The following is a 15,227-nucleotide window of genomic DNA, read 5'->3' on the forward strand; positions in this document are numbered from 1 at the left end:
GCCCATGTATACCCTGGCCCGCCAGCTGCTGTTCAAGCTTTCCCCGGAAACCTCCCACGACCTGTCGCTCGACCTCATCGGCGCCGGTGGCCGCCTTGGCCTCAATGGCCTGCTGTGCAAGCGCCCGGCCTCGGTGCCGGTGACCGTCATGGGCTTGAACTTCGCCAACCCCGTGGGCCTTGCCGCAGGCCTGGACAAGAACGGCGCGGCGATCGATGGCTTCGCCCAGCTCGGCTTCGGCTTCGTCGAGATCGGCACTGTCACCCCACGACCCCAGCCTGGCAATCCGAAGCCACGGTTGTTCCGCCTGCCGGAAGCGACTGCGATCATCAACCGCATGGGCTTCAACAACCTGGGTGTGGATCACCTGCTGGAACGGGTGCGCGCGGCGCGTTATGACGGCGTGCTGGGCATCAACATCGGCAAGAATTTCGACACGCCAGTCGAGCGTGCCCAGGACGACTACCTGATCTGCCTCGAAAAAGTCTACACCCAGGCCAGCTACATCACGGTCAACGTCAGCTCGCCCAACACTCCCGGGCTGCGCAGCCTGCAATTCGGTGATTCGCTCAAGCAACTGCTCGACGCGCTGGCCGAGCGTCGTGAACAGCTGGCGAGCGAGCACGGCAAACGCGTGCCGCTGGCGATCAAGATCGCACCGGACATGAGCGATGAGGAAACCGCGCTGGTGGCGGCAGCCCTGGTCGAGTCGGGCATGGATGCGGTAATCGCGACCAATACCACTTTGGGTCGCGAAGGGGTCGAAGGGCTGCCGTTCGGGGGCGAGGCGGGTGGGTTGTCCGGCGCGCCGGTGCTGGAGAAGAGCACTCACATCGTCAAGGTGCTGGCTGCTGAGCTGGGCGGCAAGTTGCCGATCATCGCTGCGGGCGGGATCACCGAAGGTCGCCATGCCGCCGAGAAAATCGCAGCCGGTGCGAGCCTGGTGCAGATCTATTCAGGCTTCATCTATAAGGGCCCTGCACTGATTCGCGAAGCGGTGGATGCAATTGCGGCGCTGCCCCGCTAACAAAGACGCGGCCCAATAAAAAGGGCCCCTTCAAGGGGCCCCTGGGCCGCAGCCCGCCGCCCGGATGGGGCGTGCATGGTGACTCGAATTCAGTGTCCTCGTTCAGCCAACGGCGTGATTTTCGTTGAGTCTCTGGATGCCAGCGGTGCCGGTCATGCCGTCCCAGTTGTCGCCGCGACCTTCACGCCAACCGTTGATCCATGCCTGGCGAACGGATGGCAGATTGAAGGGGCAAAGTTCGCGGGATTTGCCGGTTACCCCGTATTGGTAGCCACGTGAATATGCTCTTTCCAACGGATCACGCTTAAGTCTTCTCATAGGGTGTTGCCCTCACTTGTTGACTGTAATGTCCCGTCGGCCTCTCCGAGGCCGGGCAGAATCTTTCTGCCGGTTTTGCGCTCGCTGCCGGCGTGGCGAGCTGAAAGTGCCGCCTCGTTGCGAAGCGGCCTGAGGTCAGTTCTAACCAATGCGGGTCACAGTGTGAATGATCAATTTGTCATAAGGACGTAACCTTTCCAGGGGTGAGGGGATAAGTAAATAAATGCGACTCAACCTTGTTTAGGTTTTGTCCCGCTATGATGAGGGTTTGCCGATGATTGAAATCATTTGGCCATTGGCGCCATCGAACTGACGCAACATCTGGTAATGCGACGAAGGGTCACATCGATGCCTTCGTTAGACGAAATTTTCACACTGCCCGACGATCCAACCACCTTGCGCCAGCCGGCGCTGGATGTCGATCGGGTGGCCCGGTTTGCCGAATGATCGGCACGCCACCCGGATACCTGCTGGAAGGGTATCCGGCAAACTCAGGCAACAGCGATGCGTCGCGTTGCCAGCACACAGCCCAGAGGCTCTGGAATCTACATGTCGGACTCACTCGAACTCTATCTCACCTGCCCCAAAGGCCTGGAAGGGCTGCTTGCGGAAGAAGCCCGCGGCCTGGGCCTGGCCGACGTGCGCGAGCACACCTCGGCGATCCGCGGCGCGGCCGACATGGAAACTGCCTACCGGCTGTGCCTCTGGTCGCGCCTGGCCAACCGCGTGCTGTTGGTGGTCAAGCGCTTCGCCATGAAAAACGCCGACGACCTCTATGATGGCGTGCACGGTGTCGACTGGCAGGACCACCTGGCCGCCGACGGCACCCTGGCGGTGGAGTTCAGTGGCCATGGATCGGGCATCGACAACACCCACTTCGGTGCGCTCAAGGTCAAGGACGCCATTGTCGACAAGCTGCGCAACCGTGAAGGCCAGCGCCCATCCGTGGACAAGATCGACCCTGACCTGCGTGTACACCTGCGCCTGGACCGCGGTGAAGCCATCCTGTCCATCGACCTTTCCGGCCACAGCCTGCACCAACGCGGCTATCGCCTGCAGCAGGGTGCTGCACCGCTCAAGGAAAACCTGGCTGCCGCGGTGTTGATCCGCGCCGGTTGGCCGCGTATTGCCGCCGAGGGCGGCGCGCTGGCCGACCCCATGTGCGGTGTCGGGACCTTCCTCGTCGAAGCTGCGATGATTGCCGCCGATATTGCACCGAACCTCAAGCGCGAGCGTTGGGGCTTCAGTGCCTGGCAGGGCCATGTCCCAGCGCTGTGGCGCAAGGTGCATGACGAGGCCCAGGCCCGTGCCCAGGCGGGCCTGGCCAAGCCGCCTTTGTGGATTCGCGGCTACGAGGCCGATCCGCGGTTGATTCAGCCCGGACGCAACAACGTCGAGCGCGCAGGCCTGGGTGACTGGGTGAAGATCTACCAGGGCGAAGTCGCCAGCTTCGAGCCGCGCCCGGACCAGAACCAGAAAGGCCTGGTCATCAGCAACCCGCCCTATGGCGAGCGTCTGGGGGACGAGGCGAGCCTGCTCTACCTCTACCAGAACCTCGGCGAGCGCCTGCGCCAGGCCTGCATGGGCTGGGAAGCGGCGGTGTTCACCGGCGCACCCGAATTGGGCAAGCGCATGGGCATCCGCAGCCACAAGCAGTATGCGTTCTGGAACGGTGCGCTGCCGTGCAAGCTGTTGCTGTTCAAGGTCCAGCCCGACCAGTTCGTGACGGGTGAGCGTCGCCCGACCGATGATCAGGCCGGCGACTCGCGTGCGGCACCGGCCGTGGCCCATGAACCGGCACGCCTTTCCGAAGGCGCGCAGATGTTCGCCAACCGCTTGCAGAAGAATCTGAAGCAGCTGGGCAAGTGGGCCCGCCGCGAGCAGGTCGACTGCTACCGTCTGTACGATGCCGACATGCCCGAATATGCCCTGGCGGTCGACCTGTATCATGATTGGGTGCACGTTCAGGAGTACGCGGCGCCGCGTTCGGTCGACCCGGACAAGGCCCAGGCGCGCCTGCTCGATGCCTTGGCGGCGATTCCCCAGGCTCTGGGTGTCGATCCTCAGCGCGTGGTGCTCAAGCGCCGCGAGCGTCAGGGCGGTACACGCCAGTATGAGCGTCAGGCCACGGAAGGGCGCTTCCAGGAAGTCAGCGAAGGCGGCGTCAAGCTGCTGGTCAACCTGACTGACTACCTGGACACCGGCCTGTTCCTTGATCACCGTCCGATTCGTCTGCGTATCCAGCGCGAAGCATCGGGCAAGCGCTTCCTCAACCTCTTCTGCTACACCGCTACCGCCACCGTGCATGCGGCCAAGGGTGGTGCGCGCAGTACCACCAGCGTCGACCTGTCGAAAACCTACCTGGATTGGGCGCGGCGCAACCTGTCGCTCAATGGCTTCTCCGAGCGCAACCGCCTGGAACAGAGCGATGTGATGGCCTGGCTGGAGAATGCCCAGGACAGCTACGACCTGATCTTCATCGACCCACCGACCTTCTCCAACTCCAAGCGCATGGAGGGGGTGTTCGACGTGCAGCGTGACCACGTGCGTCTGCTCGACCTGGCGATGGCGCGTCTGGCGCCGGGGGGCGTGTTGTACTTCTCCAACAACTTCCGCAAGTTCCAGCTCGACGAGCACCTGCTCGAGCGCTATGCGGTGGAAGAGATCAGCGCACAGACCCTGGATCCGGATTTTGCCCGCAATAACCGCATCCACCGCGCCTGGCGCCTGCAGCTACGCTGAAGAGAAGAAGTGCATTGCAGGGCTGATGGCTAATGGCTATAAATCAGCTCAGGGCCGAACAATTCGCAGGACGCTGACGTGGTGAGAATGCTCTATGTCGAGGGTGCGTGCGAAGATGTTCGGCCTGATCAGCGAGGCGCTCTCGGCCTGGGCCGTTGCGCTGTTCGCGCTGGTGGCCGGCGGGTTGCTCACTGCTGCGCTGGCCTTCGCCGCCCACGCCTTCTACAAGCAGCAGTTGCGTCAGCGCTTCGAACTGCTGGCCAGTGAGCGCTACAGCCGTATCGCCGAACGCTTCGAGGATCAGGAACAGCGCCTGGACGGTCTGCGGCGCTTCTTCACCTATTCCAGTGACATTCTCCCCGAGGAGTTCGACGGTTACGCCCGCCCCTTGTTGCACCGTACCCAGGCATATTCCTGGGCGCCGCGGGTCGAAGCCGACGAGCGCGATGCCTTCGAGCGCCGCGCCAGCACCTGGCTGGGGCGCCCCTATCAGATTCGTGATTTCGATGCCCAAGGCCTTTGGCAGGCATCGCCGTCACGGGCCTTCTATTACCCGGTGCTCTACACCCAGGCCACCCATCAGCACGACCAGCCTTACGGGCTCGACCTGCGTAGCCAGCCTCAGCGCCAGGATGCGCTGGACCGCGCCACCACGCCCGGCAGCCTGGCGGTCTCCTCCCCACTGGACATGATCGATGTCGAGCCGGCCTACACCCGTGGCCTGCTGATCGTCGCACCGGTGTTCACCGCGTCGGCGCCGAGCGGGCCGCCTGCCGGTTATGTCATGGCCTTGTTGAGCATGCGTCAGCTGATTGGCGAGGGGCTGCCGACCGCGTCGGACGATAACCTGGTGGTACGTATCCTCGATCTGTCGGGCAGCCAGGGCCATGAGACGTTGTACGATTCGGGCAACCTTGGCGCGCCATTGCCTTTGACCAGCAGCCAGTTGCTGCATCTGGCCGACCATCACTATCAGCTCGATATTCGCCCCAGCGAAGCCTTCCTCCAGGCCAACCGTTCCTCGGCGGTGTTCACCGTGACGCTGCTCGGTGGTTTGTTGAGCCTGTTGCTCAGCGCCTTGCTCTACAGCCTGTTCAGCCAGCGTCAGCGTGCTTTGACCCTGGTAGAGCAGCGCACGGCGGCACTGCGCGTGAGCGAGCAGTCGCTGCGTGAGACTCACAACCAGCTACGCAGCGTGCTGGATGCCGCGACCCAGGTAGCAATCATTGCCACCAGCCTGCGGGGCGTTATCAGCACCTTCAATGCAGGAGCCCAGCGCATGCTGGGGTACTCGGCCGACGAAGCGCTCGGTCACCTGGCGCTGGAGGATCTGGTCCAGCCGGACGAACTGCGCCAGCGTGCCCATGCCTTGAGCCTGCGCTACGGGCGCGAGATCACTGCAGGCCAGGCGATGTTCGCCGAAACCGTGCAGGAGGGTGCAGGGGAGCCCGGTGAGTGGACCCTGGTGCGCAAGGACGGCAGTCATTTGCTGGCCAACATGCTGGTGACGGCGGTGCTCGACGAGCAAGGCTTGTGGGTGGGTTACCTGGCCATCTGCATCGATGTCACCGAGCGTCGTCGTGTTCATGAAGCGTTGGCCGCCCGTGATCGGCTGCTGGAGAAGCTCAGTGCCGAGGTCCCGGGTGGCATCTACCAATATCGTCTGGATGCCGACGGCCATTCGTGTTTTCCCTACGCCAGCGCCGGGCTGCTGGACATTTATGAAGTGGATCTGCAGCTGCTGCGCCAAGACGCATCGAAGGTGTTCGAGCGCATTCATCCGGACGATCTTGATCGGGTGCGCCGTTCGGTGCGCGAGTCGGCCGTGCGCCTGACGCCCTGGCGCGAGGAGTACCGCGTCTGCCTGCCCCGCGCCGGTCTGCGTTGGGTGCGTGGGGAGGCAACGCCGGAGATCGGGGAGGAGGGCTGTACCCTTTGGCATGGCTATCTGACGGACATCTCCGATCTCAAGCGGGTGGAGGAGGAGTTGCGTGCATTGTCGGTGACTGATGTCCTTACCGGCATCCACAATCGGCGTTACTTCCAGGAGCGACTCAAGGTCGAGTTGGAGCGGGCCCAGCGTGATGATCTGGACCTGGCAGTGATCATGCTCGATATCGACCACTTCAAATGCATCAACGACCAGTTTGGCCATGCTGTCGGCGATCGCGTGTTGCGCAGCCTTTGCCAGCGGATTGGCCATCGCTTGCGGCGGACCGATGTGTTCTGCCGGCTGGGAGGCGAGGAGTTCATGGTGCTTTGCCCGGGCAGCAATGCCGAGCAGGCCCGCAAGCTTGCGTTGGAGCTGTGGCAGGGAGTGCGCGGTGTGCCGGTCGAGGGGGTCGGCAGAGTGACGGCCAGTTTCGGCGTAGCGGGATGGCGTGTCGGTGAAGGGGCCGATGCCTTGTTGCTGCGAGCGGATGCGGGGGTCTATGCGGCCAAGCAGGCCGGACGCGATCGCGTGGAGGCGGAGTTGCCTTGAGGTGGTCGGGGCTGCGTGACAGCCCCGGTTTGTCCGTTTCTGTCAGGGCACTACGCCGACAGTCCCGGTGCCGACCTTGGGCTGGCGGTAGAGCTCCAGCAACACCTGATCCAGTACCTGGGAGGCGCCCCACGGCTTTGGATCATTGAGAATCGCCGACACGGCCCAGGTATGACCGTTGCTGTCGCGACTGAAGCCTGCGATCGCGCGTACGGTATTGAGGGTGCCGGTCTTGATGTGCGCCTCGCCGGTCATGGCGGTGCGCTTCAGGCGCTTGCGCATGGTGCCATCCATGCCCACCAATGGCATCGAGCTGATGAATTCGGCCGCATAGGGGCTCTTCCACGCGGCTTGCAGCAAAGCCGCCATTTCACGTGTGCTGACACGTTCGGCGCGTGACAGACCAGAGCCGTTTTCCATCACGAGGTGCGGTGCGGTGATGCCTTTCTTGGCCAGCCACTGGCGCACGACACGCTGTGCCGCGCGGGCATCGTCGCCGTCGGCATCGGTGCGAAATTGCGCGCCCAGGCTGAGGAACAGTTGCTGGGCCATGGTGTTGTTGCTGTATTTGTTGATATCGCGGATCACCTCGACCAGGTCTGGCGAGAAGGCCCGGGCCAGCAGGCGTGCGCTCTTGGGCACGTTTTCGATGCGGTCACGGCCCTGGATGCTGCCGCCGAGCTCGTTCCAGATCGCTCTGACCGCACCGGCCGCATAGGCGGGGTGGTCGAGCAGGGCCAGATAAGTTTGCGAGTTGCAGCCGTCGCCGAGCTGGCCACTGACCGTGACGCTCACGCCATCGGGCTGAACCACGGGGTTGTAGCGTACATCGCCGGTGCATTGCTTCGAGGCCACGGCCTTGACCTGATTGTCGATGCGGATGCTGGCGATGGGCGGCTCGACCGAAACCACGACCTTGCCGCCATCGTTGCGGGCCACGAAGCGCAGGGCCTTGAGGTTGACCAGCAGCGAGTCCGGCTTGACCAGGAAGGGCTTGTTGACGTCACCACCATCGTCGTCGAAATGCGGCAGGGTGGGTTGCACGAAATGGCTGCGGTCCAGTACCAGGTCCCCGGTGACGGTGCGCACACCGTTGGCACGCAGGTCACGCATCAGCAACCAGAGCTTTTCCATGTTCAGTTTCGGATCGCCGCCACCCTTGAGGTAGAGGTTACCGTTGAGCACGCCGTTGTTCAGGGTGCCATCGGTGTAGAACTCGGTCTTCCACTGAAAGGTCGGGCCGAGCAATTCGAGAGCGGCGTAGGTGGTCACCAGCTTCATGGTCGAGGCCGGGTTGACCGAGACATCGGCATTGAAGATGGTCGGCGTGCCCGGTCCATCGAGTGGCAGCATCACCAGCGACAGGGCATTGTCCTGCAGCTTGTTGGTCTTGAGTGCCTGCTGCACCTTCGGTGGCAAGCTGGTGTTGACGGCGGCAGCCTGGCTGGGCAAGGCGATGGGAAGGAGCAGGCCGGCGAAAAGCAGTGGGCGAAGCGTCTTGATCATGAGTGCTGTAACCCTGCGGGCGAGGGAAAGGGACGACGGGGCTGTAAGAGATGATGGCCCCTTGGCGAAATATAGTGCGCATTATGCCCCAAGCGTGCTGTTTGTGGGCAGGTTCGACACAAAAGCGCCGCTCTGGCGCGGAAACTGGTAAAGTGCCGCGCGTAATTACTCAAGAGGATTGTTTCAATGGCTACCAACCGTTCCCGTCGTCTGCGCAAGAAGCTGTGCGTGGATGAATTCCAGGAATTGGGTTTCGAACTGAACCTGGACTTCAAGGAAGACCTGTCCGACGAAGCCATCGATGCCTTCCTCGACGCCTTCCTGGCAGAAGCCATGGACGCCAACGGCCTGGACTATGTCGGTGGTGATGACTTCGGCCTGGTCTGCCTGGCCAAGCGTGGCTCGGTCAGCGAAGAGCAGCGCGCCACTGTCGAGGCGTGGCTCAAGGGCCGCAGCGAGCTCACCAAGATCGAAGTCAGCCCGCTGCTGGATGCCTGGTATCCGGACAAGCCGATCAACTCGGCTTCCTGATCCCGCGTCACTGTGCCTTGGCTGGTCGGCAACGCTGACCGGCCAAGGCCTTCTCTATGCGGCGCATCTGCCGCGCCAGTGCCTGGCGACGCAGTTTCAGTTGCGTCGACGACAGACCCTCTGTTTCCAGCGCCTGACAAGCCTCCATCAATCCCTTTGCATCCAACATGCGTGCCACGCCAAGAATCTTGTGCGCCTGTTCGACGATGGCCTGTGCGTCGTGCTCGGGGTCCAGGGCCATCAGTAGAGTGAGGTCCTGCTCGAGACTCAGTTGCAGTGTAGCCAGCATTCTTGCCCGGTCTTCGCAGCGGTCACCGACGATCTTCGCCAGTGCGTCGAGGTCGAAAGGTTCTTGTGATTGCCGCCGTTGCGAGGGGCTCACGCTGGCCAGATGCAAGCCGAGGGTTTGCAGGCTGATGGGCTTGAGCAGGCAGTCGTCCATGCCGGCGTTCAGGCAACGCTGGCGCACTTCCGGTTGGGCGTTGGCGGTGTAGCCGAGAATGGTGCAAGGCGTCTTGCCCCGTTGACGTTCTTCACTGCGCAGGACTTCTGCCAGCTGGTAGCCATTCATGCGCGGCATATTGCAGTCCAGGATCAGCACGTCGAAGTCTGTGTGCCGCCATTTTTCCAGCCCTTCCTGACCGTCGCGGGCGCTGTCATGCCAGAGCCCCAGGTAGGTCAGTTGCTGGGCCATCAACTGCAGGTTGGCGGGATGGTCGTCGATGACAAGAACCCTGAGCCGCGTGTCGGGTGCCTCTATGTGCGGGGGCCGCACGACGCTGTCCGGGGGCGGTGCCACGCGCTGCAGCGGCATCAGCAGTCGTACCTGGGTACCCACGCCCTGCAGGCTCTTGATCGCCAGTTGGCCGCCCATCATTTCGCACAGGGTGCGACAGATCGCCAGGCCCAGCCCAGTGCCGGCACGGGCGCTTTCGCTCTGTGGGTCGACCTGTACGAAGGGGGTGAACAACCGTCGCAAGTCGTCATCGTGAATGCCGATCCCGCTGTCGCGCACTTCCAGCTCGAGCATGTCGCGCTCGCTTTCCTGCACCGAGGCTTTGATGCGTACATGGCCATCGTTGGTGAATTTGATCGAGTTGCTGACCAGGTTGGAGAGCACCTGCTTGAAACGCAGTGGATCGAGCAGGGCGTGGCAACGTGCCGAGGGATCTATGACCACTTCCAGCAGCAGGCCTTTTTCTCGGGCCTGACCTTCGAATACCCGTCGTACCGATTCGATCAGGGATGCCAGATCGATCGGTTCGGGGCTCAGGGACATATGCCCGGACTCTATTCTGACGATGTCGAGAATATCGCCAATCAGCCCGAGCAGGTCCCTGGCCGAATGATAGGCGACCTCGATCGACGCTTTGTCCAACTGCCCCTGATCGGCGCGTCTGGCCGCGAGTTCGAGCATGCCGATGACGGCGTTCATCGGCGTGCGGATTTCATGGCTGATGGTCGCCAGGAAGGTGCTCTTGGCCCGGTTGGCATCGTCGGCCTGCTGTTTCGCGAGGCGCAGGTCCTGGATCAGCTTGCGGCGTTCGCTGATGTCGATCCAGCCGCCGATGATGCCTTGCACTTCGCCCAGCGAGTCGCGGTAGGGAAGGATCCAGTGGTAGATGGTCAGTTCGCGGTCTTTAAGGCGCAGGGGGCGGTCGATGATCAGCGGCGTGCCTGCTTCCATTACTTGCAGATAGTCGGTTTGGATCTGCCGGGTATAGTCGCAGTTGCTGAACAGGCTTTCATGGAGCAGTTTGCCCATGACCGCGTCGGCACTCGCGTCGACGGCCTCCAGATAGCTGTCGTTACAGCTTTGCAACCGTCCTTCGCGATCGCGTACGTACATCGGGTGAGGGGTCCCATTGAGCAGGGCGCGCATGAACTCGAGCTGATCGTTCAAGGCGCGTTCTGCCCGGCGACGCTGCCGTATCTGGCGTCGCAAGTAGGCGTTCCAGGCCAGCGCCAGTAACAGCAGGATGCCGATCCCCAGCACGACCTGCAGCACCAGCCGCTGGTACTCGCGCCATTGGCCACCATCGTGCAATGCATAACCGCGCCAGCGACTGTTGATGACACCCAGCTCTTCAGGCGTGATGCTCAGCAAGGCTTTGTCGAGGATGGAGGCCAGCGGGCTGGCGTCCTTGACGCTGGCCATGGAGAAGGTGGCCGGGTCGTTGCCGACGGTGCTGCGGATCACCAGATCGTTGTTGGCGGCGATGGCGTGGTTGGCATCCAGCAGCGTGGTGATGGCTGCGTCCACGGCGCCGCTGCCCAGCAGGGCCATGGAGTAGAAAGTGCTTTCGGTCTCGATCAGTCGGATCTTCGGGTGTGCCGTCGCCAGCAGGACGGAGGGGGAGGTATGTCGTGTAACGGCGACCCGGCGGCCATTCAGATGTTCCAGCGACGTGTACGGTCGGCCGCTGCGGGTAACCAGTACATAGGGGCTCTCGAGATACGGGCGACTGAGTTGCAGGTCTGTTCGGGCAGGCGATGCGATGGCAAGTGCAGCAATCAGGTCAGCACTGCCCTGCGCGAGTGACTGGATCATTTCCTTTATCCCGGTAGCGCGTTGGATCTCGAAACGCAAGCCGGTGCGCAGTCGAACCAGCTCCAGCAGGTCGGCAGTGATACCGCGGAAATGGCCGTTGCCGTCGAAGAATGACAGGGGAGCCGAGGTATCGTTTACCACCACGCGCATGCTCGGGTGATCATGTAGCCATTGCTGCTCGCGCGGCGTCAGTTGCAGCCGACGATCGGTAAGCAGCAGGTCGCTGCCCGCGCTCCAGCGCTTGAAGATCGAATTCCTGACGCTGGCCGGCTGGCTGTCCAGGATGGTGTTGATCAGGCCCATCAACAGCTGATCCTGGGCACGCACGGCAAAGCTGAAGCCCACGGCTTCGTGCTTGCCGAAATTGCTCATGCGCAGTTGTGGCAGATGACCGCGGGTAAGCTGGAAGTGAGTCGAAATGGTATCGCCGAGAAAGACGTCGGCCTGGCCAAATGCGACAGCGTTCAGCGCTTCGGAGGTGGAACCGAAGGTTTTCAGCTGGGCTTGCGGGTAAAGCGCATGTATATCCTCGAGCGGCAGGTAATGATAGAGCGTGCTCAGGCGCAAGTCGGCGAGCCCCAGGTCGAGGGGGCGTGTCTCGTCTTCGCGGGTGACCAGAACGGGGCGATCTACAGCGTAGGGTTTGGACAGCGCCACCCCCTCGACCGCGGCCTCATAGCCGTTTGCACTGCCAAGCAGATCGATGCGCCCGGCCTTGAGTGCTTGGACTGCGTCCTGGCGATGATTAAAGCGCAGCACCTTTATTTCCAGCCCCAGTGCCCTGCCGATCAGGCCGGCATACTCCGCTGTCAAGCCTTGATATTCGCTGCCATTGGTAACGTCGAAGGGCGGATTGTTGGGCGCGGAGGTTCCCAGTGTCAGGCTGGTGCGGCATTGCAGCCATTGCTGCTGCGCGGTCGAAAAAGCTGGCACGGTTGCTTCGGAGGTGGAGCGGACCAGCAGGTTGAGCTTCCTGGGGGCGGGCTCCTGCTTCGTTTGAGCCTGGCAACCCAGGCTGAGCAGGGTCAGCAGCACGCAGGCGATGTACCTCGGCATGATCCACCTCAGACCAGCGCGTTGCGCTTGGCCACTTCGATCAGGTCGACCAAGGTATCGACCCTTAACTTCTGCATCAGGCGTTTTTTGTAGGTGCTGACAGTCTTGTTGCTGAGGAACATGCCTTTGGCTATTTCCTTGTTGCTGCGCCCCTGTGCGAAAAGTTGAAGAACCATCAACTCTCTGTCGTTAACGTGTCGGAAAAGATCCATGTCACGAGCGGATATTTCCTGGTGGGGGTTCATTGCCTGGCTGGGGAAGTAGTTGTAACCAGAAAGTACGGCCTTGACTGCGCTGAGCAATTCACTCAGATCTTCCTGCTTGCATACGAATCCGGCAGCGCCTGAGTGCATGCAACGGATCGCGAACAACGCAGGCGACTGTGCCGTCAGTACCAGCACTTTCAGTGGCAGCCCCATGGTCTGAAAACGTGCCAGGACTTCCAAACCGTCGAGCTTGGGGATGCTGATGTCGAGGATCACCAGGTCAGGCTGGGTCTCACGGATCATCTGCATGGCCTCGACGCCGTTGTCAGATTCGCCAATGACCTTGTAGCTCTGATTTTCCAGCAACATGCGAATGGCCAGGCGAATCACGGGGTGGTCATCAACAATAAATATGGAGCTCATATCAACTTCCCAGTCGGCGATTGTCAGATGCAAACAAAACCTTATCGCAGTTGACCGCCTTCGCGCATGAGAGGCTAGGCGTAACGCCATATATGGGAAAAGACCTACGTCCAAGTACTACACGCAGCTTGGATATGTATGAGTTTTGTAAGGAGTCAAGACGAGAAAGTCACTAAATCTCAAATTATTCTTCTGAGTATTTAATGGCGCAGTGGTTGCGTAGGAAGTTTCTTTCAAGAGGGACGGCAAGCCGGGGCTGACCGTCCCTCGTTGTCTGTCAATGAGGGCTGGAGCGTCCTGTCATTTCTCCAGCCATTTCACTGGCGTAGCTGTCGGTCATGCCAGCGATGAAGTCGATCATGCGCAGGAAGGCGTTGTGCAGGGTGCCGTGTGGGTCGGGGGCGTGGTTGCCGATCAGGTCCAGCACACGCCGACTCTTGAATGACGGCGTGCGCCCACCGTGTTGCTCGAGCGCTGCGCCGCAGAAGGCATTGAGGAGGATCTCCAGCGTGGTATAGGCGCCGATCTCGTGCAGGGTCTTGCGCTTGTCCTGGAAGATCTTCTTGCGCGCGATATCCTTGGCCTGCAGCACACAGTGCTTGGCCGGTCCGTGCATGTGCTCGACCAGGTCCCCTGCCAGATGCCCGGCCAGCAGTGCCTGTTGCTGTTCGACGAAGGCCTCGGCGGCGGCGTTGGTCAAGTGCTCGATGGCCTTGCCGCGCAGAATGGCCAGCTTGCGCCGACGAGAATCCGCCGGGCCCAGTTGCCGATAGGTGTCGGGCAGGTCGTCACCGACCAGGTCCAGCAGCAGCGCCTCGACCTCGGCGTACTGCAGCAGCTCCATCTCCAGGCCGTCCTCCAGGTCGATCAGCGCGTAGCAGATGTCGTCCGCGGCCTCCATCAGGTACACCAGCGGGTGACGAGCCCAGCGTTGTTCCTCGAGCTGTGGCAGGCCCAGCTTGTGAGCGATCTGCTGCAGCAGCGGCAGTTCGCTCTGGTAGCAGCCGAACTTGTGTTTCTTGTACCCCAGCGCGTCGGCATGACGGGCGCTCCATGGGTACTTGAGGTAGGTGCCGAGGGTGGCGTAGGTCAGACGGGTGCCGCCGTCGAACTGGTGGTATTCCAGCTGGGTGAGCACGCGAAAACCCTGGGCATTACCTTCGAAGTTGAGAAAGTCGGCACGTTGGTCGTCGCTCATGTCGTCGAGCCACCCACGGCCCGCTGCCTGCTGAAACCAGTGGCGGATGGCGTCTTCACCGGAGTGGCCGAACGGTGGGTTGCCGATGTCGTGAGCCAGGCAGGCCGATTGCACGATCATGCCCAGGTCGCTTGGTGCACACCAGTCGGGCAGGTTGGCGCGCAGGGTCTCGCCGACCCTCATGCCCAGCGAGCGGCCTACGCAACTGACTTCGAGGGAGTGGGTGAGGCGGGTGTGGATGTGGTCGTTGCTGGACACCGGGTGGACCTGGGTCTTGCGCCCCAGGCGGCGGAAGGCGCCGGAGAAGATGATGCGGTCATGGTCCTTGTGGAATGGGCTGCGGCCCAGTTCTTCGGGGCTGTACAAGGCTTTGCCGAGGCGTTCGCGGTTGAGCAGGGTATGCCAGTCCAAGGCTCGATCTCCCGTCAGATGGTGGCCATAGCTTCCCGTGTCACGGGCGCCCGCGCAAGCGGCGGGCGCCTCGTTTCAGCGATGACGGCCGTTCTGCAGGAACAGGCGCACCAGAGGGGCCAGGCTGCCACCCAGGCGCACCAGGCGCGCCAGGTTGCCGCTGCGCACGCCCTTTCCGGTCAGAAAGCCCATGGCGACCACGACACCCAGGCCCCACAGCGGAGCGTGCTTGATGCCGAGGCCGTCCTGGACCGATGCGCCCATGCCGCGCAGGCGCTGGACCGGCTCGAGCAGTTGACGAGACTCGTGGCGGATCTCCTGGCGGTGCATTTCCAGACGCAGGCGTAGCAGCGCCTTGCGCAGTTCGCGAGGATTACGGGTATTAGGCAGTTCAGGCAGGCTCATGGCAACAGGCGCTCCCGGTCCTTGGCGAGTTCTTCGAGGGTGCTGTTGAACGGTGAAGATTCATCGAACACTGCGGCCTTCAGGCGCAGGCCGCAATAGAGTGCCGCGGCGCTGTAGAACACGCAAAGGCCGACGATGCCGGCCAATCGGTAGCTGTCCCACAGCAGTACCAGGATCAGCCCGGACAGCGCGGTCAGCAGGAGCAGGGCGAATACCAGTGCCAGGCCTGCGAACAGCAGCAGGCGAAGGGTTCGGCCTTTCTGCTCTTGCAATTCGATGCCGAACAGTTCGATGTGGCTGTGCAGCAGCCCCAGGATGGCCGCGCCGAGGCGTCTGCCGGAAACGCCGGCGCCGATGGCATCGTTGTCCAT

General features: G+C 62.3%; 11 protein-coding genes. 4 read left to right on the top strand and 7 right to left on the bottom strand.

Translation table 11 applies throughout. The annotated features are described in order from the left end of the window. The first annotated feature begins 4 nt into the window (after window positions 1-4). The gene (locus ACTYOL_RS08855) at window positions 5-1,027 is read left to right on the top strand and encodes a quinone-dependent dihydroorotate dehydrogenase (RefSeq protein ID WP_063543995.1); all 1,023 of its coding nucleotides are present in this window, start codon (window positions 5-7) and stop codon (window positions 1,025-1,027) included. Window positions 1,028-1,129: 102 nt separating this feature from the next. Here the strand turns inward: ACTYOL_RS08855 and rmf are convergent, their stop codons facing one another. Next, complete coding sequence (gene rmf / locus ACTYOL_RS08860; RefSeq protein ID WP_080642046.1) at window positions 1,130-1,345, bottom strand: ribosome modulation factor; 216 nt, start codon at window positions 1,343-1,345, stop codon at window positions 1,130-1,132. 549 nt (window positions 1,346-1,894) lie between these two features. On the opposite strand from rmf, the gene rlmKL reads away from it, so the two are divergent. Further along, on the top strand, window positions 1,895-4,087 hold the full coding sequence (gene rlmKL, locus ACTYOL_RS08865; RefSeq protein WP_063543997.1) for a bifunctional 23S rRNA (guanine(2069)-N(7))-methyltransferase RlmK/23S rRNA (guanine(2445)-N(2))-methyltransferase RlmL: 2,193 nt from the start codon (window positions 1,895-1,897) through the stop codon (window positions 4,085-4,087). Between the two features lie 94 nt (window positions 4,088-4,181). After that, a complete protein-coding gene (locus ACTYOL_RS08870) occupies window positions 4,182-6,569 on the top strand; it encodes a sensor domain-containing diguanylate cyclase (RefSeq protein WP_444757792.1) in 2,388 nt (795 codons plus the stop codon). A gap of 42 nt (window positions 6,570-6,611) precedes the next feature. Here the strand turns inward: ACTYOL_RS08870 and dacB are convergent, their stop codons facing one another. Next, window positions 6,612-8,075 carry a D-alanyl-D-alanine carboxypeptidase/D-alanyl-D-alanine endopeptidase gene (dacB, locus tag ACTYOL_RS08875; RefSeq protein WP_054892460.1) on the bottom strand — a complete coding sequence of 488 codons (1,464 nt, stop codon included), beginning with the start codon at window positions 8,073-8,075 and terminating at the stop codon, window positions 6,612-6,614. Window positions 8,076-8,261: 186 nt separating this feature from the next. Between dacB and ACTYOL_RS08880 the strand changes: the two genes are divergently transcribed. After that, window positions 8,262-8,606: a YggL family protein gene (locus ACTYOL_RS08880; protein WP_054892459.1), complete on the top strand. Its 345-nt coding sequence runs from the start codon at window positions 8,262-8,264 to the stop codon at window positions 8,604-8,606. Window positions 8,607-8,613: 7 nt separating this feature from the next. Here ACTYOL_RS08880 and ACTYOL_RS08885 read toward each other — a convergent pair whose 3' ends face one another. From ACTYOL_RS08885 to ACTYOL_RS08905, 5 genes are all read right to left on the bottom strand, one after another. Continuing rightward, window positions 8,614-12,213, bottom strand: a complete 3,600-nt coding sequence (locus ACTYOL_RS08885; protein ID WP_444757793.1) for an ATP-binding protein — start codon at window positions 12,211-12,213, stop codon at window positions 8,614-8,616. A gap of 8 nt (window positions 12,214-12,221) precedes the next feature. Next, the gene (locus tag ACTYOL_RS08890) at window positions 12,222-12,842 is read right to left on the bottom strand and encodes a response regulator (protein WP_444758136.1); all 621 of its coding nucleotides are present in this window, start codon (window positions 12,840-12,842) and stop codon (window positions 12,222-12,224) included. 277 nt (window positions 12,843-13,119) lie between these two features. Continuing rightward, window positions 13,120-14,451, bottom strand: a complete 1,332-nt coding sequence (locus tag ACTYOL_RS08895) for a deoxyguanosinetriphosphate triphosphohydrolase (protein ID WP_125930368.1) — start codon at window positions 14,449-14,451, stop codon at window positions 13,120-13,122. A 75-nt stretch (window positions 14,452-14,526) separates the two neighbouring features. Next, window positions 14,527-14,856, bottom strand: a complete 330-nt coding sequence (locus ACTYOL_RS08900; protein ID WP_054892455.1) for a hypothetical protein — start codon at window positions 14,854-14,856, stop codon at window positions 14,527-14,529. After that, window positions 14,853-15,227, bottom strand: a complete 375-nt coding sequence (locus ACTYOL_RS08905) for a phage holin family protein (protein ID WP_200603205.1) — start codon at window positions 15,225-15,227, stop codon at window positions 14,853-14,855. Before ACTYOL_RS08905 ends, ACTYOL_RS08900 begins: the two co-directional genes overlap by 4 nt.

It is taken from the genome of Pseudomonas sp. A014 (assembly GCF_052378495.1).
GTDB lineage: Bacteria > Pseudomonadota > Gammaproteobacteria > Pseudomonadales > Pseudomonadaceae > Aquipseudomonas > Aquipseudomonas machongensis.

Excerpts from the sequence above, each read along its gene's own strand:
- ACTYOL_RS08855 (WP_063543995.1), top strand. The coding sequence starts at position 5 with ATGTATACCCTGGCCCGCCAGCTGCTGTTCAAGCTTTCCCCGGAAACC.
- rmf (WP_080642046.1), bottom strand. The coding sequence starts at position 1,345 with ATGAGAAGACTTAAGCGTGATCCGTTGGAAAGAGCATATTCACGTGGC.
- rlmKL (WP_063543997.1), top strand. The coding sequence starts at position 1,895 with ATGTCGGACTCACTCGAACTCTATCTCACCTGCCCCAAAGGCCTGGAA.
- ACTYOL_RS08870 (WP_444757792.1), top strand. The coding sequence starts at position 4,182 with ATGTCGAGGGTGCGTGCGAAGATGTTCGGCCTGATCAGCGAGGCGCTC.
- dacB (WP_054892460.1), bottom strand. The coding sequence starts at position 8,075 with ATGATCAAGACGCTTCGCCCACTGCTTTTCGCCGGCCTGCTCCTTCCC.
- ACTYOL_RS08880 (WP_054892459.1), top strand. The coding sequence starts at position 8,262 with ATGGCTACCAACCGTTCCCGTCGTCTGCGCAAGAAGCTGTGCGTGGAT.
- ACTYOL_RS08885 (WP_444757793.1), bottom strand. The coding sequence starts at position 12,213 with ATGCCGAGGTACATCGCCTGCGTGCTGCTGACCCTGCTCAGCCTGGGT.
- ACTYOL_RS08890 (WP_444758136.1), bottom strand. The coding sequence starts at position 12,842 with ATGAGCTCCATATTTATTGTTGATGACCACCCCGTGATTCGCCTGGCC.
- ACTYOL_RS08900 (WP_054892455.1), bottom strand. The coding sequence starts at position 14,856 with ATGAGCCTGCCTGAACTGCCTAATACCCGTAATCCTCGCGAACTGCGC.
- ACTYOL_RS08905 (WP_200603205.1), bottom strand. The coding sequence starts at position 15,227 with ATGGACAACGATGCCATCGGCGCCGGCGTTTCCGGCAGACGCCTCGGC.